The sequence below is a fragment of the Pseudomonas sp. MH9.3 genome (genome assembly GCF_034354675.1).
GTDB lineage: Bacteria > Pseudomonadota > Gammaproteobacteria > Pseudomonadales > Pseudomonadaceae > Aquipseudomonas.
In genome coordinates this window covers 3,922,508-3,943,796 of sequence record NZ_CP133785.1, presented here as the reverse complement: position 1 = coordinate 3,943,796, position 21,289 = coordinate 3,922,508, and the positions used below count along the sequence as shown (strand labels likewise).

The window sequence follows — 21,289 nt, the reverse complement described above, 5'->3', positions numbered from 1 at the left end:
AAAGCTAAACAGGGAAAACTTGCTCCCCACTTGAATGTGTTCACAGATCAAACTGTGGGAGGGGGCTTGCTCCCGATAGCGATGGCCCAGGCATTCACCGCCCGCGATCACGCCGCAACAGCTTCCTCACCCGCGCCACCAACGTCCTGGCCTCGAACGGTTTGAGCAGGTAGTCATCCTCATGCAACTCCAACCCGCGCAGGCGATCTTCGATCCCGCCCGGCGTGGTCAGGAACAGTACCGGCGTGTCGCCGCGCTGCCGAATGGCCTGTTGCAGCTTCCAGGCGTTCAGCCCGGGCAGCATCACATCCAGGATCACCAGGTCGTACACGGTGCTTTCCACAAACCGCTGCGCCGCCATGCCGTTGGCCGCGACTTCCACGCCGAAGCCCGCTTCGCTCAAGCCCTGGGCCATACGCTGCGCCAGCTCGGGCTGGTCTTCCACTAACAACACCTGCATGCCTTACCTCTGGGTTTGATTACAAACCTGTCATCAAATTGTGCGGCTTCTGACCACGTTCACTGGCTACCGTGACGGCCTGCTTTCTGGAGCCATCACCATGCATCGCACTGCCCTGTTCCTCAGCCTCGCCGTCTGCACCGCAGCCCTGGCGACGCCGCAACTGCCCCGCTACGCCACGCTGGATTTGCACACCGCGCGCCAACTGGCCGATGCGAGCCTCACCCATTGCAGCGCCGCGCTGACCGTACTCGACCGTGGCGGCAACCTGCTGCTGGGTCTGCGGGCGGACGGCGTCGGGCCGCACAACAGCTTCGCCAGCCAGCGCAAGGCGTACACCGCGCTGTCGACCAAAACGCCGACCCGGCTGTTTGCCGAACGGGCGCGCAACAACCCCGAAGCCGCCAACCTTAACAGCTTGCCCGAGTTGCTGTTGCTCGGTGGCGGCGTGCCGTTGTTCGCCGACGCTGAGCTGGTCGGCGCGCTGGGCGTCGCCGGTGCCGGCGGCGCAGCCCAGGACGAGTCCTGCGCACTACAGGCCGCCGAGCAACTGGGCCTGAAAACTTCCCTCTGATTCCAACTCCCTCAAAAGGACTTCTCGATGAAAACCCTCAGCATGACCCTCGCCGCCCTCAGCCTCAGCGGCCTGTGCACCCTGGCCCAGGCCGACGGCAACCCGTTGAGCGTACATGTGCTCAACCTGGAAAACGGCCTGCCGAGTGCCGGCGTGAACGTCACCCTGGAGCAGCACGTGGGCGATCAATGGCAATCGCTGTCTGCAGGCGTCACCAACCCGCAAGGGCGCATCGCCGAACTGTTCCCCGCCAACCGCAGCATGACGCCGGGTGAATACCGCGTGGTATTCAAGACTGGCGACTATTACAAAAAGGCCAACCGCGAGACGTTTTTCCCGGAAGTCCCGGTGATTTTCCAGGTCAAGCAGGCCGACCAGCATTACCACATCCCGCTGTTGCTGAGCCCTTACGGGTTCTCTACCTATCGCGGCTCGTAGGTTATGCTCAAGCCTCCAACAGGAGGAACAACAATGAAAAGCCTCGTCGACCACCTCAGCCAATACGCCGCCTATCACCGGGACCCACGCAATATCGCCAGCCACTTCATCGGTATTCCGTTGATTGTGGTGGCGGTGGCCGTACTGCTGTCGCGCCCCGAATGGACAGTCGGCGGTCTGTGGATTTCACCCGCGGTGATCGTGGCGTTGTTTTCGGCGTGGTTTTACCTGCGCCTGGAACTGGCCCTGGGCGTGCTGATGACGGTGCTGATGGGCTTGTCGGTGTGGGCCGGGCACGCGCTGGCCGCGCAGAGCACGCTGGTGTGGCTGAGCAGCGGCATCGGTCTGTTCGTGGTGGGCTGGGTGATTCAGTTTGTCGGGCACTACTACGAAGGCCGCAAGCCCGCGTTTGTGGATGATGTGTCGGGGCTGATTGTGGGGCCGTTGTTCGTGGTGGCGGAGGCGGCGTTTTTGCTGGGGTTGCGACGCGAGCTGAAACAGCAGATCGAAGCGCGCTCCGGGCCAATGGCACGCCGTGATCTAAAACCGAGTGAAATCTGAATGTGGGAGGGGGCTTGCTCCCGATGGCAGTGGGTCAGCTGCTGAACAGGTGGCTGATACACCGCTATCGGGAGCAAGCCCCCTCCCACATCGGCCCGATTTTCACATTGGGTATGGCGGGGTTGTCAGGCTTTTTGCCAGACCTTGGGTTTGAAGAATAACGTCTCCCCGCGCGCCAGGCCGGTGAGGCTGTCGTGGTCTTTCACCACTTCGGCTTCGATCAGCTCGCTCTGGCCTTCGACCTTCAACGTCACCCGCGTAGTCGCGCCCAGCGGGCGAATATCGCGCACCTCGGCCGCGTGGTGATCCTCCAGCTCATGGCGTGACAGCGACACCTCATGCGGGCGGAACAGCACGTGCTGGTCTTCGCCCAGGTGCAGGCGGTTGGAGTCACCAAGGAAGTGATACACAAAATCGCTGGCCGGATTTTCGTAGACTTCACCCGGTGAGCCGATCTGCTCGATCACGCCCTTGTTCATCACCACGATGCGGTCGGCGACTTCCATCGCCTCTTCCTGGTCGTGGGTCACGAACACCGAGGTCAGGTTGATGTCTTCGTGCAGGCGCGCCAGCCAGCGGCGCAGCTCTTTACGCACCTTGGCGTCGAGGGCGCCGAACGGCTCATCCAGCAGCAGCACCTTGGGCTCGACCGCCAACGCGCGCGCCAGGGCGATGCGCTGGCGCTGGCCGCCGGAGAGTTGTTCCGGGTAGCGATCCGACAGCCAATCGAGCTGCACCATGTTGAGCAGCTCGTGAACCTTGGCGGCGATCTGGCTTTCATTCGGGCGCTGGTTTTTCGGTTTCATGCGCAGGCCGAAGGCGACGTTGTCGAACACGGTCATGTGGCGGAACAGCGCGTAGTGCTGGAACACAAAGCCGACGTTGCGATCGCGCACATCGTGGCCGGAGACGTCTTCGCCATGGAACACGATGCTGCCGTCATCCGGGGTTTCCAGCCCGGCAATGATGCGCAGCAAGGTGGTCTTGCCGCAGCCGGACGGGCCCAGCAACGCCACCAGCTCGCCACTCTGGATGTCCAGATTGATGCTGTTCAGAGCCTTGAAAGCGTTGAAGTTCTTGCTGACATTACGGACTTCGATCGACATGACTTATTCCTCACCGGCGCTGTTGCGCAGGCGGTTGATACGGTTCTCGCTCCACTGCTTGAGCAGCAGGATGAAGAGCGCCAGGATCAGCAACAGGCTGGCCACCGCAAACGCGGCAACGTGGTTGTATTCGTTGTAGAGAATCTCGACGTGCAGCGGCAGGGTGTTGGTGACGCCGCGAATGTGCCCGGACACCACCGACACCGCGCCGAATTCGCCCATGGCCCGCGCAGTACACAGCACCACGCCGTAGATCAGGCCCCATTTGATGTTCGGCACGGTCACGTGCCAGAACATCTGCCAGCCATTGGCGCCGAGCAGGCGCGCGGCCTCCTCTTCCTGGGTGCCCTGCTCCTGCATCAGCGGGATCAGCTCACGGGCCACGAACGGCACCGTGACAAAAATGGTCGCCAGCACGATGCCGGGCAACGCGAACACGATCTGAATATCGTGCTCCTGCAACCACGGCCCGAAGAAGCCCTGGGCGCCGAACATCAGCACGTAGACGAGGCCCGCGATCACCGGCGATACCGAGAACGGCAAGTCGATCAGCGTCACCAGGATGCTCTTGCCACGGAACGAGTACTTGCTCACGCACCAGGCCGCGCTGACGCCGAACACCACGTTGAGCGGCACCGAAATCGCCACGGCGATCACCGTGAGTTTCAGCGCCGACAGCGCGTCGGGTTCGAGGATGGCCGCGAAAAACGCGCCGAGGCCGTTCTTCAGGCCCTGGGACACCACGATAAACAGCGGCAGCAGCAAAAACAGCGCAAACACCAGCCAGCCAAGGCCGATCAGGATACGCCGCGACACCGCGCTGCCACGCCGGGCCGCATTGGCCGAGGACGCGGCGGAAATAGACGATTGGGACATGTTCCGCGCCTCCTTATGGACGTTCGATGCGCCGCTGCAGCAAGTTGATCAGCAGCAGCAACACAAAGGAAACCACCAGCATCAGCACACCGATGGAGGTGGCACCGCGGTAGTCGTACTGGTCGAGCTTGACCATGATCAGCAGCGGCAGGATTTCGGTCTTCATCGGCATGTTGCCGGCGATGAAGATCACCGAACCGTACTCACCCACGCCTCGGGCAAACGCCAGCGCAAAGCCGGTGAGCCAGGCCGGCAGCAGCGCGGGCACGAGGATGTAGCGGAACACCTGCAGCGGCTTGGCGCCCAGGCAGGCGGCGGCTTCTTCGATCTCCCGGGGGATGTCGGCGAGTACCGGCTGCACCGTGCGCACCACGAAGGGCAGGGTGACGAAGGTCAGCGCCAGGGTGATGCCCAGGGGCGTGTAGGCGATCTTGAAGCCCAGGTCGGCAGCGAACTGCCCGACCAGGCCGGTCGGCGTGTACAGCGCGGTGAGCGCGATACCGGCCACGGCGGTGGGCAGGGCGAACGGCAAGTCGATCATCGCATCGATGATCTTGCGACCGGGGAAGGTGTAACGCACCAGCACCCAAGCCAGCAGCGTGCCGATCACACCGTTGATCAGCGCGGCGTAGAGCGCGGTGCTGAAGCTCAGTTTCAACGCCGCCAGCACGCGCGGAGCGGAGATGATGGCCCAGAACTGATCCCAGGTGAGTTGAGCGGCGTGGACGAACATCGCCGCCAGGGGGATGAGCACAATCAGGCTGAGGTACACCACGGTGTAGCCCAGCGTCAGCCCGAAGCCGGGTATGACGGGGGAGATACGACGCGACATGAGAGTCCTTGGTTAAAGGGTAGATACCACTGCAGGAATGAGTTTTTGTGGGAGCGGGCCGCATTCCACAGGGAGGCCGGTATGTTTATTGCGCCGTGTAGATCTGGTCGAACACGCCACCGTCGTTGAAGAATTTCGGTTGGGCAGTTTTCCAGCCGCCGAAGTCTTTGTCGATAGTCACCAGGTCCAGTTTGGGGAACTGCTGGGCGTATTGGGCGGCGACTTTTTCATCGCGTGGGCGGTAGAAGTTCTTCGCCGCAATCTCCTGACCAGCCGGGCTGTACAGGTGCTTGAGGTATTCGGTGGCGATCTCGGTGTTGCCCTTTTTCTCGGCGTTCTTGTCGACCACGGCCACCGGTGGTTCGGCGAGGATCGACAGGGACGGCACGACGATGTCGAACTTGTCGGCGCCGCCGTCTTCTTTCAGTGCCAGGAACGCTTCGTTTTCCCAGGCCAGCAACACGTCACCCTGACCGTTGTTGACGAAGGTGATGGTCGAGCCGCGCGCCCCGGTGTCGAGGATCGGCACGTGTTTGAACAGTTCCTTCACGTATTCCTGGGCCTTGGCTTCGCTGCCACCGGCCTTGAGGCCATAGGCCCAGGCGGCGAGGAAGTTCCAGCGCGCACCGCCGGAGGTTTTCGGGTTCGGCGTGATCACCGACACGTCTTTCTTGATCAGGTCGCCCCAGTCCTTGATGCCCTTGGGATTGCCCTTGCGCACCAGGAACACGATGGTCGAGGTGTACGGCGTGCTCGCGTCCGGCAGGCGGGTCTGCCAGTTTTCCGGCAGGGTTTTGCCCAATTTTGCGATTTCGTCGATGTCGCCGGCCAGGGCCAGGGTCACCACGTCGGCACGCAGGCCGTCGATCACAGCACGGCCCTGCTTGCCCGAACCACCGTGGGATTGCTGGATCTTGACGGTGTCGCCGGGGTGGGACTGCTTCCAGAAGTTGGTGAACTCCGCGTTGTAGTCCTGGTACAGCTCACGGGTGGGGTCGTACGAGACGTTGAGCAACTCGTAGTCCTTGGCAACGGCGGAACCGGCAAACACGGCACTGGCCAGCGCGGCCAGGGCATAACGGCGAATCGACGACATGGAAGCTCCTAGAATTCTGGGTGTTGGCTTTTTCTTATGGTTGCGGGTGTTGCGAATCGCCGTGGCTGCCTAGCTCGGTTTGTTACCCGGGTTCTGCAAACGGAATTTCTCTTTACGTTCGATCTGTACCACCTGTGCGTTGTGCACAGTGATTTCCACCGCGCCGAACCGCAGGTCGCGCAGCGCGCTCTGGATCTCACGCAAAATGGCTGCTTCGTCCTGGCCGTCGACGCTACGAAGAGATGCGCTCATGGTCTCGCTCCTGAAATGAATAGTGCCTGGCAGTGGCGGAACTGCTTGCGGCGTGGGAGCGATAGTAGATAAGCGCGGATATTCTTAAAAATACTATTTAAGAATGTTTATATAACTAAAAATTCAATTCGAACGAAGATGCAATTGTGGGAGGGGGCTTGCTCCCGATGGCGGCGGATCAACTGATCAATGTGCCAACTGGTAAACCGCAATCGGGAGCAAGCCCCCTCCCACAGTCGACTGGGTTTCAAGTTCGAATCGCGAGGGAGTTTGACCATTCAATGTCTGTGGCCGGCTTGGGCTTGCCAAACCAGTATCCCTGGCCCATATCGCACGCCTGCGCCAGCAGGAACCGCGCCTGCTCCACCCGCTCGATGCCTTCGGCGTGCACCTGCATGCCCATGCTTTTGGCCAGGGCGATCACCACGCGTACGATGGCAACGTCATCGTCATCCTCCGGCAACCCGGCGACGAAACCCTGGTCGATCTTGAGTTTGTGCACCGGCAGGCGCTTGAGGCGCAGCAGGGAAGAATATCCGGTGCCGAAGTCATCGATGGCCAGGCGCAGGCCCAGTTCGCGCAGGCGGTGCAGCTGTTCCAGGGCCATGTCCGGGTCGTCCATCACCGCGCTTTCGGTGACCTCCAACTCCAGGAAAGCCGGGTTCAGGCCGGTGTCGTGCAGCACCCGCGCCACGTGGTCGTACAGCTCGCGCCGGGCGAACAGCCGGCTGGAGACGTTGACCGCCATGAACCCCAGCGGCCTGCCCTCGGCCAGCCATCGGCACATCTGCCGACAGGCCTGGAGCATCACCCACCCGTCGATATCGGCAATCAGCCCGGTGCGCTCGGCGATGGGGATGAATTCGCCGGGCGCTACCAGGCCGCGCTCGGGGTGCTGCCAGCGCACCAGCGCTTCGACACCGATCAGGCGGCCGTCCTGCAGGTTGTGCACCGGCTGGTAGTAGACGCGCAGTTCGTCGCGGTCGAGGGCGCGCCGCAACTCGCCGGCGATTTCCACCCGGCTTTGCGCGTGGGCGGTGAGCTCTTCGGTGTACAGCGCGAAGCCTTCGCGGCCCGCGCTCTTGGCCTTGAACAGCGCCGAATCGGCGTTGCGCAGCAGTTGTTCGGCGCTCAGGGCATCGCCGGGAAACAGGCTGATGCCAATGCTGGCGCTGATAAACAGCTGGTTGCCATCGAACACGAACGGATCCTTCATCGCCGCGAGCATGCGGTGCGCCAGGGCTGCCGCCTGGGTCACCTGTGGACAGTTTTCCGCCAGCACGGCGAACTCATCCCCGCCCAGACGCGCCAGGGTCACGCCGGGGCCGAACAGGCCCGCCAGGCGCTCGCCCACGCGCTTGAGCAACTGGTCACCGACGTTGTGGCCAAGGCTGTCGTTGATGATCTTGAAGTGGTCCAGGTCCAGCAGCAGTAACGCACAGCCACGTTTGTGCACCTGCGCCGACGCCAGCGCCTGTTCGGCGCGGTCGCTGAACAGCAGGCGGTTTGGCAGGTCGGTCAGCGGGTCGTGATGGGCCAGGTGCGCCAGTTCTTGCTCGGAGTCCTTGATGGCACTGATATCGGAAAACACCGCGACGTAATGGCTGACATGGCCGTCGTCGTCATGGATGACCCGGATGGTTTGCCACTGCGGATAAATCTCGCCGCTTTTGCGCCGGTTCCAGATTTCGCCGCTCCATTCACCCTCTAGTTCGAGGGTCTCGAACATCTGCCGGTAAAAATTCGACGAATGGCGCCCGGACTTGAACAGGCTCGGTTGCCGCCCCAGCACCTCTTCACGGCGGTAGCCGGTGATGGTGATAAACGCGCGATTGACATGCACGATCTGGCCCGCGCTATCGGTGACCAACACGCCTTCGCGGGTGCAATCGAACACAGCGGCAGCCTGGCGCAGACGCTCGCGGTTTTCCTTCAAGGGGCGCAGCAGACGGTTGGTACGGGCAGCGCGGGCGCAGATCAGGCAGATCAGCAGCGCGCTCAGCGCCACCCATATAGAGCCGCTCACCTGAAAACCGTACTGCAATGCCGGTGGTTCATCGAGAAAGTTGATCAATAAAAGGGGGCTGAGCAGCAGCCACGCGATGGAAACCAACAGGTAGACCAGCCCCGTCAGCAGGGCACCTCGGTACGAAAACAGCATATGCCCAGTAATCCTTACCCAAAAAACAGCATCGCCCTACAAAGGTTACGGATTATAGAATAAGAAACATCCAGTCACTCCTATCTGAAAGGGTGTCTGGTTTTCTGTGTAGGCTTAGTGATAATGCGTGAGCTGTTCTTTTCTTTATCTGAGGGCCATACAGCCTATGTGGTACAACGGTTTTCTCGATCTGTCAGCCTGGCAACTGGTGGCAGTCACCCTGTTGATGACCCACGTGACCATTGTCGGGGTCACGGTTTATCTGCATCGCTATTCAGCCCATCGCTCCCTGGAGCTCAATGCCGGTCTGAAACACTTCTTCCGTCTCTGGCTGTGGCTGACCACGGCGCAGAACACCCGCGAGTGGACCGCTATCCACCGCAAGCACCACGCCAAGTGCGAAACCGTCGATGACCCGCACAGCCCGGTGATCAAGGGCCTGTCCACCGTCATGCGCAAGGGCGCCGAGCTGTACCGCGCAGAAGCGGAAAACCCGGAAACCCTGCGCATCTACGGCAAGAACTGCCCGGACGACTGGATCGAACGCAAGCTCTACACGCCCTACCCGCTGCTGGGCGTGGCGATCATGGGCGTGATCGACCTGCTGCTGTTCGGCACCATCGGCATCACCATCTGGGCGATCCAGATGATGTGGATTCCGTTCTGGGCCGCCGGCGTCATCAACGGTCTGGGGCACGCCGTGGGCTATCGCAACTTCGAATGCCGCGACGCCGCCACCAACCTGGTGCCATGGGGCATCATCGTTGGCGGCGAAGAGCTGCATAACAACCATCACACCTACCCCAACTCCGCCAAGCTGTCGGTGAAAAAGTGGGAGTTCGACATGGGCTGGGCCTGGATCAAGGTGTTCAGCTTCCTGCGTCTGGCCAAGGTGCAGCGGGTTGCGCCGATTGCCCATCGCGTCGAAGGCAAGGGCCATCTGGACATGGACACCGCCATGGCGATCCTCAACAACCGCTTCCAGATCATGGCCCAGTACCGCAAGCTGGTGATCGGCCCGCTGGTCAAGCAGGAGCTGGCCAGGGTCGACCATTCGGTGCGCCACCAATTCCATCGCGCCAAGCGCCTGCTGTCCCGTGAAACCAGCCTGCTGGACGATCGCCATCACCTGCGCATCCAGAGCCTGCTGGAACACAGCCAGGCCCTGAAAGTGATCTACGAGAAGCGTCTGGCGCTGCAACAGATCTGGCTCAAGACCAGCTCGAACGGTCATGACATGCTGGCGGCGATCAAGGAATGGGTGCACGAGGCCGAGGCCAGCGGTATCCAGTCGCTGCGCGATTTTGCCCACCAATTGAAGACCTACTCGCTGCGTCCTGCGGCGGTCTGACGGTACCGTGGGAGGGTCCGCCCTCCCACTTATCCTGTTTCTGACGTCATTTTCCGGGCACCGACAATCCGTGCCGTTCATGGAACTTCGACGCATTTACCCTCTCTCAAAGAACACTTCGCCATCATGGTGGCCCCTTGTTGTGACCGCTGTTCCACCTTGCGGCGCGCCCAGAGAGAGTTGTGCCGATGGTTCACGAAAAGCCCCTTTCGCCTGACCTTCCAACCGCTGAACCGCCCCGCCCGGCGGCGGCTGCCACCCTGCTTGCGCTGATGCATGCCCAGGGTGAAGTCGAGCGTCTGAGTGAGCGCGAGAAGTTGCTGAGCTCACTGCTGGTGAGCGTGAATGCGGTGCTGTGGGCTGTCGACTGGGAAACACGTCGCGTGCTCTATGTGAGTCCGGCCTACGAGCGGGTTTTTGGACGAGCGGCAAGCCTGCTGCTCGCCGACCACCGTGAATGGCGCAACAGCATTCACCCCGAAGACCTCGACTACGCCGAACAGAGTCTGGCCCGCGTGCTGACCACTGGCGCCGTGGAAGACCGTGAATACCGCATCATCACCGCCGACGGGCAAATTCGATGGCTCTGCGACAAGTGCTACATCAATCAGCAGGCCGATCCCGATAAACCGCTGATCGTGGTGGGCATCGCCGAGGACATCACCGAAAAGAAGCAGTTGGAGCTGGAGTTGCACCGCCTGGCCACTACCGACGTACTGACCCAGAGCAGCAACCGCCGGCACTTTTTCGAATGCGCCAACCAGGCCTTCGACGTCGCTTGTGCCCAGGGCGCGCCGCTGGCGTTCCTGTTGCTGGACATCGATGACTTCAAGGACATCAACGACACGTACGGCCACCTGGAGGGCGATCAGGTGCTGCGGCGTATCGCCGAAAGCGGCCGAGGGGTATTGCGCCGTGGCGACCTGTTCGGACGCATTGGAGGCGAAGAGTTCGCCGCCGTGCTGCCCGGTTGCGCACCGGAGATGGCGCTGCAGGTGGCGCAGCGCCTGGGCAGAGAGATCCAGGCGCTGAGCTTCAGTTATGACGGCCGCGCCTTCAACGTGACAGTCAGCCAGGGCCTGGCGAGCCTGCGCGACAGCGACTCGACCCTCGACAGCCTGTTCGCCCGCGCCGACGCCGCCATGTACGAGGCCAAACGCCTGGGCAAAAACCGCGTGATCGCCGACTGATGTGATGCCGGGCACAAAATAAATGTGGGAGGGGGCCTGCTCCCGATAGCGGTGTGTCAGCCCTCTATTTGTTGGCTGATAGACCGCTATCGGGAGCAAGCCCCCTCCCACAAGGGTTCATCTGTGTAATCAGATGCTTAGAGCTCGGAGAAACACTCTTCGATGATCGCCAGGCCCTTGTCCAGTTGCTCGTCCGGCGAGGTCAGCGGTACCAGCACGCGCAACACGTTGCCGTAGGTGCCGCAGGACAGCAGGATCAAGCCCTTGTCCCGCGCCTTGGCCACCACGGCGGCGACCGCTGCAGCGTTCGGCTTGTGGCTGTCGCCGTCTTCGAACAGTTCCAGCGCGATCATCGCGCCCAGGGCGCGCACTTCACCGATCACCGGGTACTTGGCCTGAATCGCCTTGAGGCCGGTCACCAAACGCTCACCCACCGCTTTGCAACGGTCCAGCAGGTGCTCTTCCTCGAACACCTCCATTACCGCCAGCGCAGCCGCGCAGGCAATCGGACTGCCGGCGTAGGTGCCGCCCAGGCCGCCCGGAGCGATGGCGTCCATGTAGTCAGCCTTGCCGCACACACCGGCCAGCGGGAAACCGCCGGCGATGGACTTGGCGAAGGTGGTCAGGTCGGCGGCAACGCCCATCTGTTCCATGGCGAAGAAGGTGCCGGTACGGCCAGCGCCGGTTTGCACTTCGTCGGCGATCAGCATGATGCCGTGCTTGTCGCACAGTTCGCGCAGGCGCTTCATGAAGGACTTGGGCGCAACATAGAAACCGCCCTCGCCCTGCACCGGCTCGATGATGATGGCGGCGATATCACGCGGCTCGGCATCGTTCTTGAAGATGCGCTCGATGCTGGCGATGGCATCGTCGTCGCTCACGCCGTGCAGCTCGTTCGGGAACAACGCACGGAACACGCCGCCGGGCATCAGGCCCATACCGGCCGAGTACGGCACGACTTTGCCGGTGAGGCCCAGGGTCATCATGGTGCGGCCGTGGTAAGCGCCGGTGAAGGCGATCACGCCGGCACGGCCGGTGGCGGCGCGGGCGATCTTCACGGCGTTCTCAACGGCTTCGGAACCGGTGGTGACCAACAGGGTTTTCTTGGCGAAATCCCCCGGCACCTTGGCGTTGATTTTTTCACACAGCTCCACGTACGGCTCGTACGCCAATACCTGGAAGCAGGTGTGCGTCAGCTTGTTCAGTTGCTCGGTCACGGCGGCGATGATTTTCGGGTGCACGTGGCCAGTGTTCAGCACGGCGATACCGCCGGCGAAGTCGATGAACTCGCGACCTTCAACGTCGGTCACGGTGGCATTCTTCGCGGACTCGGCGAAGATCGGGTGAATCTGGCCAACACCGCGCGGTACAGCGGCTTCGCGGCGTTTCATCAGGGAAGCGTTGGTCTTGCTCATAAAGTCCTCATTCGCCACTCATCGGGTGGCGCTGTGCAAGGAAATACGTGGCGGGGAAGCCACTGCGGCAGCATGCGATGATCGACTGCCACAGCGTTCCCGGCCACTGCGAATAACGGTGTGAAACACGCAAAGGGTCAGCGCTCTCGTGCCCCTTGCGTTACTGCAATGCCAAACCGGGGCTTAGATGCCCAGGCAGAGGTATTTGATTTCCAGGTAATCCTCGATCCCGTACTTGGAGCCTTCACGGCCCAGGCCCGACGCCTTGATGCCGCCGAACGGCGCCACTTCGTTGGAGATCAACCCGGTGTTGACGCCGACCATGCCGTATTCCAGCGCTTCAGCCACGCGGAACACACGGCCCAGGTCGCGGGCATAGAAGTAGGACGCCAGGCCGAACTCGGTGTCGTTGGACATCGCGATCACTTCGGCTTCGTCTTTGAAGCGGAACAGCGGCGCCAGCGGGCCGAAGGTTTCTTCCTTCGCCACGGCGGCATTCCTCGGCACATCGACCAGAATGGTTGGCTCGAAGAAATTGCCTTCCATCGCCTTGCCACCGGCCAACAGCTTCGCGCCTTTGCTCAGGGCATCAGCGATGTGCTCCTTGACCTTGGCCACGGCTTTTTCGTCGATCAGCGGGCCGGTGGTGGTGCCGTCTTCCAGGCCGTTGCCGATCTTCAATTTGGCCACGGCCACTTTAAGTTTTTCGGCGAACGCGTCGTACACCGAATCCTGAATGTACAGGCGGTTGGCACAGACACAGGTCTGCCCATTGTTGCGGTACTTGGAGATGATCGCGCCTTCGACGGCCTTATCCAGGTCAGCGTCATCGAACACGATAAACGGCGCGTTGCCGCCCAGCTCCAGGGACACTTTCTTGATGTCCTTGGCGCATTCGGCCATCAGCTGGCGACCGATTTCGGTGGAGCCGGTGAACGACAATTTACGCACGATCGGGTTGCTGGTCAGCTCACCGCCGATGTCGCCGGCGCTGCCGGTGACCACACTCAGCACACCGTTCGGGATACCGGCACGGTGCGCCAGCTCAACCAGAGCCAGGGCCGAGAACGGCGTTTGCGACGCCGGCTTGATCACCATGGTGCAACCGGCGGCCAGGGCCGGGCCGGCTTTACGGGTGATCATCGCGGCCGGGAAGTTCCACGGGGTAATGGCAGCGGTCACGCCGATAGGCTGCTTGATCACGATCAGGCGCTTGTCGGGCTGGTGGCCGGGAATCACATCGCCATAGATGCGCTTGGCCTCTTCGGCAAACCACTCGATAAAGGACGCGGCATAGACGATCTCGCCCTTGGCCTCGGCCAGCGGCTTGCCCTGCTCCAAGGTCATCAGGCGAGCGAGGTCGTCCTGGTTTTCGATCAGCAGCTCGAACCAGCGGCGCAGCTTGTTCGCGCGCTCCTTGGCGGTAAGCGCACGCCAGGCCGGCAGCGCCTTGTCGGCGGCCTCGATGGCACGGCGGGTTTCCGCGGCGCCCATCTTTGGCACGGTGCCGAGAACCTCGCCCGTGGCCGGGTTATTGACCTTGATGGTTTGACCGTTGTCCGCATCCACCCAAGCCCCATCGATAAAGGCTTGCTGGCGGAACAACTGGGTATCTTTGAGCTGCATGTCGGCTTTCCTTAACAGCACCGCGCGCACGCGGAGCGAATTAGAGTTGTAGAAAGGCGCCTTGTGGGCTGCCGTCAGGGAAATCAGCCCCAGCGCGCAACGTGAGTGAAACGGCGCACGGGAGACAGAGCGTTTGAAATCTCAAACGAATCCTAGGAGCAATGGGGGTGCAGGGCAATAGTCTGTTCGAAAAAAAGAACGAAAAGCGCCCGCGTGTCCGGTGAGTCTGATCAGCGTGTGAGAACAGCGTTCCACCCCATCGACCACCGGCCCCCGCCGCAGAGCCCTGGCGGGAGGGTTTCCTACGATCCAGCGGCCAAACCCAGCATGGACGCCCAAGGTCGACATGGGTATGATGGCGCCCGCACAAGCATCCGTAGCTCAGCTGGATAGAGTACTGCCCTCCGAAGGCAGGGGTCGTGGGTTCGAATCCCGCCGGGTGCACCATCTTCTTTCCCTTGTATTACAAGGGGATAGCGCTCCTGACAGAAACCTGTCCTAGTCCTGAAAGTCGTTTTTGCCACAAATTTGCCACACTTGAACGTGGCGGGAATGGTCGAAATGGCAACAATTAGGAATCGCGGCGAGTATCAGTGGGAAGCGCAAATCCGCCGTAAGGGCTATCCGGCCCAGCGCAAAACCTTCGAAACCAAATCCGATGCCCAAGCCTGGGCACGCATGATCGAAAGCGAAATCGACCGGGGTATTTTTGTCTCTCGCGCCGAGGCTGAACGCACCGCCTTTCATCAACTTATTGATCGCTATATCTCTGAGATTGCTCCGAAGCACAAAGGTGCGTATTCGGAAATCAAACGTCTGGAAGCGCTCAAGCGCCACCCGCTGGCGACACGCATCGTCGCCACCCTCACCTCCTCCGATTTTGCCCGCTATCGTGATGAACGCCTGAAGATCCGCAAGGGCAACACGGTTAAGCGCGAACTCGCATTGTTTCAGTGTGTGATCGAGGTTGCTCGCCGCGAGTGGGGAATTCATCTTGCCGAGAACCCCGTCAGGATGGTCAGCCGTCCCAGCTACAACGACGAACGCTCGCGGCGGCTCGACCCAATTGAAGAGGAATACATCCTAAACGCCCTGGAGCTTCGTGAGCGCCGTGCTGACGGCACCTATGCCGACGCCTCACACAATCCATGGATACGGCCCATCGTCCAACTGGCGATTGAGACAGCCATGCGCCGTGGCGAAATTTTTGAGCTCCGCTGGAAGCATGTGAATCTGGATCGTAGAACCGCCCATCTTCCCGCGACCAAAAACGGTCTGCCCAGAACCGTTCCGCTTTCACCGAAAGCTATTCAGTTGCTAAAGAATTTGCCGCGCTCGCTGTGCGGGCGAGTCTTCCCCACAACCGCTGAGGCGCTCAAGAAGGCCTTTGGGCGAGGCATGGAGCGAGCCAGGCTGAAATACTTGGGAGATTGCGAAGTGGCGCGGGTAATGCCTCAGGAAGACTTCCTAATCAATCTGCGCTTCCACGACCTGCGGCACGAAGCGACCTGTCGGCTTGCGACCAAGCTACCGAATTTGATCGAGCTTGCTAGCGTGACGGGACATCGAGAGGTGAACATGCTGAAGCGTTATTACAACATCACAGCTGAGGAGCTAGCGGCCAAACTAGCATGATTAGTCGAACTCAAAACCCAGTTCGATAGCATCTCCTTTAAACTTACTATCTGATGCCGCGCGCTTCACCGCCGCGGCAAGCCTCTCGCCTTCCTGCGACCTATAAGCCTCGTCAAAAGCGCTAAGCAAATCCTCTTGCGTCAGGGTAATAACCGTTTTTTGTCTTCTGGTTTTCTCCGCTATCGCCCGCACTGCAAGCTGGGCTGCCTCTCTGTAAAATGACTGCAAAATTAGAAACTCGAAGATGTGCGCTCGAAGCCAACCTTCGTTGAAAGCCCACAGAAGCATCCTCTGATAGGTCGACCACGCCATTTGTGTTTGACCGCTGATGTAACGCCGTACTGTTCTCCCATCAGCGTCTTTGAAGCCATAAATCTGCCAATCAGTCAGTTTCTGCTCAAGCCCCACCTTCGTCAGGCCCGACGCACGCAATACCGCCCTGAAAAAATAATCTATCTGGTCCACAGAAGCCCGAACCAAAAAGCTCTTACGGCCCGATTGCCTATGCCTGTCCAATTCAGCGGCTACAAGATCCAAGGCATCGTCTTGTGGGAGGTCGGGTAGAAGTAGCTGACGCTGGGTCCTCGGTATCATCAAACGAATGCCCCCCTTTACCAAAAAGCTGTCCTAGTGACTGCGAGCTTGATTAGCGAAAACTGGAGTCATTCCAGAGTAATCGAGCGGAACCAAGATGACAGTAGATTACGAAACAATCCTGAAAATCCAGAAACTTGGAGATGACGTTCTCATTGGTGTCGCGGAGGTAGCAGCGCTAACCGGGTTCAGCTTGGTGACAGTACGCCAACGAAAACTGCCAGGGCTTGAGCCCGTTCCTGGTCTCTCTCGCTTGAGATGGAGGCTGGGTGACTTGAGGCAGTGGATGCGTCATGGGGCGGTGGCCACATCTGCACGAGGTTCGCCTCCACCCCAAGTAACTGATCGGCGCACTGTCGGACGCCCGACCAAAAAGGCTCAGGTGGAGGGGCGAAAATGAGCAATCTTGAGATATCGGTTGATACCAGTGATCGACAAGGCCCAGAGGATCAACTGAAGTCTAATACCCATTGGTTTCACATTTTCCAGGCCATGGTGGATCACGAGCTCGCAAAGCTTGGGCCAGATGCCTTTGCGGTCTACTGCGTCATCAAATCCCACTGTGATCTCAGAACAGGTTTATCAATTCCCTCAGTCCAGACCATCGCGAAGAAAGCGGGGATCAGTGAGCGTCAGGTAATGCGTAAGATCAAATCGCTTGAGGACCAAGGCTATATCTGCAAGTCACGTTCTCGAAAGTACAACCAGTATCATCTGAAGGAAAAAATTGTGATTAGCGACTCCCAGGGCAGGCATCGTGGTCACGCGCAATGGGAGTATCGACCAACACAGATCAAAAACGCAGTGGAAGAGCTAAAGCGCATGCTGCTCAGCAAGGAAACTCAAGGCCACAGCATTCATATCGAACACCTACAAATCATCGAGAACCAGACCAACATAGGCTTCCAAATCAACCAAGCCGATCTGGACCATTTGGCTGAGAGTAATCCAGACATCTACAACAAGTTGCTATCCATCCGAAGCGCAATACATGAGCGCAACCGAATGAAAGAGTGAGTTATACACAGGACTGACAGTCACCTGACTGGGTGGCATGCAAGGCATCGTTTTGGCTGACTGTGTGGCACGTAAAACACGGTTTGAGGTGACACAGGGTCACCCATACAAGAAGAGAAAAAACCATAAGGCACGGCACGACTGAAAACGAGATGTCGGTAGCTCGTGCGCGTACCGTCGGCATGCGACCTCGCTGTCAAAAACTCAGCCCCACCAGTTAACAGTTATGCCTAAGCGTAACAAATGCCCAGCTAGATAATTTCCAGTGGAAGGAGCGAAGCAATGATATTCAGCCCACCGATCCCCCTATATCAATTGGCCAACCGATGTCGGACATTTGCAACAGGCCTGCGTACAGGATCAGAGACACGCGAAGGACCTCAAAAAAGGACGACTGACGAGTACCTGAGACTGGCTACGACCTTGATAAGACGGTCGTTCGAGGCACCCGGCGGATTGTCCGAGGCACTACAAGCAACGGAGTCTCGTAGCACCTTCTACAAGCGGCTAGCGGCGGTTCAATACGCTCTACTCCAACATCATGAAATGCTGATGGCCCGCCTGACTGAGACAGCTGATGCAACCCAATCCGAGCGTTTGATGCACCAATTAACATTGCATTTGAGGCAATTGGAACAGTTACGCGAAGCACGTGACATTGGCTTCATCTCTCCAAGACGCAAGCGTAGCAGTAAACGCAAAGCTCTCCGGGGATTGCCATCCTGTTGGCGGCATGACCTGTATCAGCGTGCCAACCATGGCAAATATGCCTTACCAATACTCGTCGCCGCTTTGACAGGCTGCCGCCCTGCGGAGCTCTGTTACGGAATAGCCGTATGCAGAGAAGCTCATCCAACGACCGGTGAAGAATTTATTGCGTTTTGTATTCGGGGTGCCAAGGTAAAAGCCGGCCAAGGACAGCCGGGCCGCATCATTAAATACAGCGTGGACGATCCTCACCCCCTTATTCGAGAAATATGCAAATTCGCATACTCTAGCGAAGAGGTGCCCGTGCAAGAAGTCAAAATTGAAAGTGCAGTGAATTTTACCGTTGAGGTACGACGCTTAGCCAAAGACCTATGGCCACAGCACAAGCAGCCCGTCACTGCGTACTGTTTTCGGCATCAGTGGGCGGCTGATATGAAGACTTTCAGTGACGGAGATAGCGTTAGCCGTGGGTTAGGTCATGTGTCAGCTAAGACAAGGCGTACTTATGGGACAGCCGCCCAAAGCGGCCCTGGTGGCTTGACGCCCATAAGTACCGAAGCGACGAAACCAGTTCGGCAATTAACAAGTCATCGTAGGTTAGCGCACGCACTACAACTCATAGAACCGTGGTGAAACAGATAGAGTCAAAACTACCGCAATTGGATTATCCACCTATTTACCCAGCGCCATGTTTGTACGCCGACGCTGCCGAAAAATATCCCATTACGGATTTCAGTTGACCTTGATTATTGAGCACACTCCGTAATTCCATGAAGAATCAAAAACGAAATCTTTTCGCATCAGTACACATTCGCTGTATCAGTGCCTCCGATAGTAAGGGGTCACCTAGATCCTTAGCGCGGCCTCGCAATACCCTTAGGAGATGTGCATATTCTTGGCGCAAACCGGTTGCGAAGATACCGGGATTATCGGAGCCGATCACTATTGCAACAGAGCTCTTCATCGGATGCTTACCTAAACCCAGCCAGTTACTTGCATGATGTTCGTCATACCCCTCATGAATACTGATACGTACGTTACTGGTAGGAAGAGTTTCGATTGCAATGGTGCAGTCCGCAAGACGCTTAAGTATCGCCTGCTGCAGGCCACGTAATACTTTGGGGCTTAGAACGTCATCCTTTCTGAAAACAACGATTTCTTCCTGACACCGCTGCAATTGTTGCGTTGTTGCGCCAATCCCATGCCTCAGCAAAAATTGGGCATGAGCCTCCGGATGCCGATCACGAGCCTCTGCATAACGCAGTGCTTCATTTCGACGATTCGGATCTACGTCACTGCTACCGGTCTCCTTTGCTAAAGGATCTAAAGTTCGCAGTTTCCAAGCCATGGAGAGAACATCCGGAGTGAGAGTCGGGTTCTGCCAGATCCTCATGGTCAGCGAACGGATCTCAGCCTCAATCAGGGTTATGCTTTCTATGTGAATCCGAGCATTGACCATGGTATCCCAAGCGAACACAAGGTCATCAAGGCGCTCTTCCAATGGCAACACCACGTAACCTTGCACCGAGCCCCACCACTTTTTCGGGCTCACGCCCGCCGCGGTACCATGACCAATTCGGCATCCTGCATCTAGGCCGAGATACATCACCGCTTCGCTTATAGCCCGTAAGCCAGAAGCCAAATGCGCAAAATCCTCTCCTACGTGATATGTGAAACGGCGAATGCCGGCGGCACGCATCCGCCGAAACACCGGGGCGAACACCTCCGGCCCAGCATGCCGCTCATTGCTAGCAGCATCGATTCCACGGATTAGGCCTTCTAGGCCTCGCGTTCGCTGGAGCAATGCTATTAGCGCCCGTGCACTATGATCGGTCTCACGGCGTAGTCGAACATCGCGGCAAAATGGACGGACATCATTGTTTGAAAAAAAAGAGACTCGCTCGCTGTATGTCGTCTGCTTTATAAAGTGCGGTACCAGCCCTAGTCGCAAGCGTCGGATCGATTGAGGAACTTCAGATCGACCCCTTTCAAGCTCCTGTACCCGCTCTATCAAGTCAGACAAAGAGCCATATTGCGACGAGCCTTGCTCAGACGATACTTGACCATCTTCATCTTCACTCAGAAACTTTAAATAGCCGCGCAAGATCTTACCAATCAGCGCCGCAGTCTTGTCTGGATGATTTTTCGGGGCAAAGCGGCCTTCTAGAAAGTCCACAACCTGCTGATGACCGCGCTCAATCTGTCGGAAGCGTTCGGCGTAGTCCTGCTCCGTAGCTTCCCGTAACTCATTAAGAGTTATATATTGAAACTGGTCAAAACCTTTATGCTGCGCTTGTTGCACCAATAGTCTGCAAAACTGAGCTCGGATAAGTGCGTAATGCCAGAATACGTAACCCAGATGGTCGGACAAGGTACGATTATTAAAGCTCGTGAGCAATGTGACCAACTGCCAAGCCTCGGTCACAACCGTTCCCAATCGTCGAGTAGAGTGTGGTAGACACATCTCCCGCGCCTTGCTAAGAGCGCCTTGTGCTGACATCACTATTTCCTGTATACCTTGCGTCGCCGCCCCCTCAACCGCACAGCGTAACAGTAGAGCCTTTAGCGTCGCCGCAACTTCAACACGTAGCATCAATGTGGTCGGTTGAAGTTCGTAGTCCTCCTGCCGCAATAAACGATCAACACCATTGCCTATTGCCACATGCAGACCAAATTCACGCTCGAGTGTTTTATAAGTCAGCCCACCTACTACTTTCTGCGGGCTAACTAACGCATCGCACCATACTTTTTCCGCCTCGGTTGTACCATTCAGATGCAAGTGAGTTTCATCCAAGCCCTGCGTCCGGCATAGGTGATCGAGAAACGGGTCGTCATCAAGCGGCAACGTCGAATCGCTAAGCCAACGCTGAAAACGGAAGATCGCGCCCTTTCGGTCTTGATAGTCAAACGGGCTATGTCCAGACCATTTCAACTGCTTAGCGATCCAGGCTGAGGTGACCAACAAAGGCGGCACAACGAGAATGAGGGCTTGCCAAGGCTCTAACAGGCGCGTTCGGACACGGATGGAGCCATCGCTTCCTTCACACAAAAACATCTCAGCTAGGCGACTAAGCAAAGGTGGCAATTGAACGTGAGCGTCGCCCAACGAGAGCTCCCGGACGGTTCTCATCAGGCGCTTTTCCAGTACGTCATCCGTCACCTGAGGATTCAGTCGGCTCATTTGCATGAAGCGGCCCTGGTTAAAACTTTTTAGCCAACTTTCGGCCTGGACCCGTGTGAGGCCCTCTTCGTAGAGGCAAGCGACATGGGTATCGCAACCTTCTCGGACCATATCTTCCATTGAACGTAATAAGTCGACGTTTAGAAATACAGCCTTTGCATAAGTCACTATTTCCCAAGCTTGGAAGAGTTCTGACTCAGTAGAGTGATACAAGCT

The 21,289-nt window shown here is 58.6% G+C and carries 18 protein-coding genes and 1 tRNA gene; 8 read left to right on the top strand and 11 right to left on the bottom strand.

What is annotated here, in order from left to right; genetic code table 11:
* Positions 1–94: 94 nt before the first annotated feature.
* Positions 95–460 carry a response regulator gene (locus RHM60_RS17520; protein ID WP_209987189.1) on the bottom strand — a complete coding sequence of 122 codons (366 nt, stop codon included), beginning with the start codon at positions 458–460 and terminating at the stop codon, positions 95–97.
* 100 nt (positions 461–560) lie between these two features.
* Between RHM60_RS17520 and RHM60_RS17515 the strand changes: the two genes are divergently transcribed.
* From RHM60_RS17515 to RHM60_RS17505, 3 genes are read left to right on the top strand one after another with little or no spacing between them, the layout of a single operon-like run.
* Positions 561–1,034 carry a heme-binding protein gene (locus RHM60_RS17515; RefSeq protein WP_322212333.1) on the top strand — a complete coding sequence of 158 codons (474 nt, stop codon included), beginning with the start codon at positions 561–563 and terminating at the stop codon, positions 1,032–1,034.
* Between the two features lie 27 nt (positions 1,035–1,061).
* A complete protein-coding gene (gene uraH, locus RHM60_RS17510) occupies positions 1,062–1,472 on the top strand; it encodes a hydroxyisourate hydrolase (RefSeq protein ID WP_209987183.1) in 411 nt (136 codons plus the stop codon).
* A gap of 33 nt (positions 1,473–1,505) precedes the next feature.
* Positions 1,506–2,033: a DUF962 domain-containing protein gene (locus RHM60_RS17505; RefSeq protein WP_231422652.1), complete on the top strand. Its 528-nt coding sequence runs from the start codon at positions 1,506–1,508 to the stop codon at positions 2,031–2,033.
* A gap of 125 nt (positions 2,034–2,158) precedes the next feature.
* Here RHM60_RS17505 and RHM60_RS17500 read toward each other — a convergent pair whose 3' ends face one another.
* From RHM60_RS17500 to dibA, 6 genes are all read right to left on the bottom strand, one after another.
* The gene (locus RHM60_RS17500; RefSeq protein ID WP_209987177.1) at positions 2,159–3,139 is read right to left on the bottom strand and encodes a sulfate/molybdate ABC transporter ATP-binding protein; all 981 of its coding nucleotides are present in this window, start codon (positions 3,137–3,139) and stop codon (positions 2,159–2,161) included.
* A gap of 3 nt (positions 3,140–3,142) precedes the next feature.
* The gene (gene cysW / locus RHM60_RS17495) at positions 3,143–4,015 is read right to left on the bottom strand and encodes a sulfate ABC transporter permease subunit CysW (protein WP_209987174.1); all 873 of its coding nucleotides are present in this window, start codon (positions 4,013–4,015) and stop codon (positions 3,143–3,145) included.
* Positions 4,016–4,028: 13 nt separating this feature from the next.
* Positions 4,029–4,847, bottom strand: a complete 819-nt coding sequence (gene cysT / locus RHM60_RS17490; protein WP_159953615.1) for a sulfate ABC transporter permease subunit CysT — start codon at positions 4,845–4,847, stop codon at positions 4,029–4,031.
* An 85-nt stretch (positions 4,848–4,932) separates the two neighbouring features.
* Complete coding sequence (locus tag RHM60_RS17485; RefSeq protein ID WP_209987171.1) at positions 4,933–5,943, bottom strand: sulfate ABC transporter substrate-binding protein; 1,011 nt, start codon at positions 5,941–5,943, stop codon at positions 4,933–4,935.
* Between the two features lie 69 nt (positions 5,944–6,012).
* Positions 6,013–6,195, bottom strand: a complete 183-nt coding sequence (gene oscA, locus RHM60_RS17480; RefSeq protein WP_003170956.1) for a sulfur starvation response protein OscA — start codon at positions 6,193–6,195, stop codon at positions 6,013–6,015.
* Between the two features lie 247 nt (positions 6,196–6,442).
* Positions 6,443–8,356 carry a phosphodiesterase DibA gene (dibA, locus tag RHM60_RS17475; protein WP_322212330.1) on the bottom strand — a complete coding sequence of 638 codons (1,914 nt, stop codon included), beginning with the start codon at positions 8,354–8,356 and terminating at the stop codon, positions 6,443–6,445.
* A 166-nt stretch (positions 8,357–8,522) separates the two neighbouring features.
* Between dibA and desA the strand changes: the two genes are divergently transcribed.
* Complete coding sequence (desA, locus tag RHM60_RS17470; protein WP_322212329.1) at positions 8,523–9,707, top strand: delta-9 fatty acid desaturase DesA; 1,185 nt, start codon at positions 8,523–8,525, stop codon at positions 9,705–9,707.
* Positions 9,708–9,895: 188 nt separating this feature from the next.
* On the top strand, positions 9,896–10,897 hold the full coding sequence (locus RHM60_RS17465; RefSeq protein ID WP_322212328.1) for a sensor domain-containing diguanylate cyclase: 1,002 nt from the start codon (positions 9,896–9,898) through the stop codon (positions 10,895–10,897).
* Positions 10,898–11,034: 137 nt separating this feature from the next.
* On the opposite strand, the gene gabT is transcribed toward RHM60_RS17465, so the two are convergent.
* The gene (gene gabT, locus RHM60_RS17460; protein WP_322212326.1) at positions 11,035–12,312 is read right to left on the bottom strand and encodes a 4-aminobutyrate--2-oxoglutarate transaminase; all 1,278 of its coding nucleotides are present in this window, start codon (positions 12,310–12,312) and stop codon (positions 11,035–11,037) included.
* A 183-nt stretch (positions 12,313–12,495) separates the two neighbouring features.
* The gene (gene gabD / locus RHM60_RS17455) at positions 12,496–13,938 is read right to left on the bottom strand and encodes an NADP-dependent succinate-semialdehyde dehydrogenase (RefSeq protein ID WP_322212325.1); all 1,443 of its coding nucleotides are present in this window, start codon (positions 13,936–13,938) and stop codon (positions 12,496–12,498) included.
* A 370-nt stretch (positions 13,939–14,308) separates the two neighbouring features.
* On the opposite strand from gabD, the gene RHM60_RS17450 reads away from it, so the two are divergent.
* Both RHM60_RS17450 and RHM60_RS17445 read left to right on the top strand, forming a co-directional pair.
* Positions 14,309–14,385: transfer RNA gene (locus RHM60_RS17450), tRNA-Arg, on the top strand.
* Between the two features lie 105 nt (positions 14,386–14,490).
* Entirely contained in the window at positions 14,491–15,573 is a 1,083-nt protein-coding gene (locus tag RHM60_RS17445) for a site-specific integrase (protein ID WP_322212323.1), read from the top strand.
* Here RHM60_RS17445 and RHM60_RS17440 read toward each other — a convergent pair whose 3' ends face one another.
* Entirely contained in the window at positions 15,574–16,110 is a 537-nt protein-coding gene (locus RHM60_RS17440; RefSeq protein WP_322212322.1) for a hypothetical protein, read from the bottom strand.
* Positions 16,111–16,563: 453 nt separating this feature from the next.
* On the opposite strand from RHM60_RS17440, the gene RHM60_RS17435 reads away from it, so the two are divergent.
* Positions 16,564–17,184, top strand: a complete 621-nt coding sequence (locus RHM60_RS17435) for a helix-turn-helix domain-containing protein (protein WP_322212321.1) — start codon at positions 16,564–16,566, stop codon at positions 17,182–17,184.
* Between the two features lie 1,486 nt (positions 17,185–18,670).
* On the opposite strand, the gene RHM60_RS17430 is transcribed toward RHM60_RS17435, so the two are convergent.
* Positions 18,671–21,286, bottom strand: coding sequence for an adenosine deaminase (locus tag RHM60_RS17430; RefSeq protein WP_322212320.1), 2,616 nt, complete (start codon positions 21,284–21,286; stop codon positions 18,671–18,673).
* Positions 21,287–21,289 lie beyond the last annotated feature (3 nt).

What these genes read in the sequence shown, in the direction of transcription:
- uraH (WP_209987183.1), top strand. Translation starts at nt 1,062, where the DNA reads ATGAAAACCCTCAGCATGACCCTCGCCGCCCTCAGCCTCAGCGGCCTG.
- oscA (WP_003170956.1), bottom strand. Translation starts at nt 6,195, where the DNA reads ATGAGCGCATCTCTTCGTAGCGTCGACGGCCAGGACGAAGCAGCCATT.
- cysT (WP_159953615.1), bottom strand. Translation starts at nt 4,847, where the DNA reads ATGTCGCGTCGTATCTCCCCCGTCATACCCGGCTTCGGGCTGACGCTG.
- RHM60_RS17435 (WP_322212321.1), top strand. Translation starts at nt 16,564, where the DNA reads ATGAGCAATCTTGAGATATCGGTTGATACCAGTGATCGACAAGGCCCA.
- desA (WP_322212329.1), top strand. Translation starts at nt 8,523, where the DNA reads ATGTGGTACAACGGTTTTCTCGATCTGTCAGCCTGGCAACTGGTGGCA.
- RHM60_RS17485 (WP_209987171.1), bottom strand. Translation starts at nt 5,943, where the DNA reads ATGTCGTCGATTCGCCGTTATGCCCTGGCCGCGCTGGCCAGTGCCGTG.
- RHM60_RS17515 (WP_322212333.1), top strand. Translation starts at nt 561, where the DNA reads ATGCATCGCACTGCCCTGTTCCTCAGCCTCGCCGTCTGCACCGCAGCC.
- gabD (WP_322212325.1), bottom strand. Translation starts at nt 13,938, where the DNA reads ATGCAGCTCAAAGATACCCAGTTGTTCCGCCAGCAAGCCTTTATCGAT.
- RHM60_RS17505 (WP_231422652.1), top strand. Translation starts at nt 1,506, where the DNA reads ATGAAAAGCCTCGTCGACCACCTCAGCCAATACGCCGCCTATCACCGG.
- RHM60_RS17465 (WP_322212328.1), top strand. Translation starts at nt 9,896, where the DNA reads ATGGTTCACGAAAAGCCCCTTTCGCCTGACCTTCCAACCGCTGAACCG.
- dibA (WP_322212330.1), bottom strand. Translation starts at nt 8,356, where the DNA reads ATGCTGTTTTCGTACCGAGGTGCCCTGCTGACGGGGCTGGTCTACCTG.
- RHM60_RS17445 (WP_322212323.1), top strand. Translation starts at nt 14,491, where the DNA reads ATGGTCGAAATGGCAACAATTAGGAATCGCGGCGAGTATCAGTGGGAA.
- cysW (WP_209987174.1), bottom strand. Translation starts at nt 4,015, where the DNA reads ATGTCCCAATCGTCTATTTCCGCCGCGTCCTCGGCCAATGCGGCCCGG.
- gabT (WP_322212326.1), bottom strand. Translation starts at nt 12,312, where the DNA reads ATGAGCAAGACCAACGCTTCCCTGATGAAACGCCGCGAAGCCGCTGTA.
- RHM60_RS17500 (WP_209987177.1), bottom strand. Translation starts at nt 3,139, where the DNA reads ATGTCGATCGAAGTCCGTAATGTCAGCAAGAACTTCAACGCTTTCAAG.
- RHM60_RS17520 (WP_209987189.1), bottom strand. Translation starts at nt 460, where the DNA reads ATGCAGGTGTTGTTAGTGGAAGACCAGCCCGAGCTGGCGCAGCGTATG.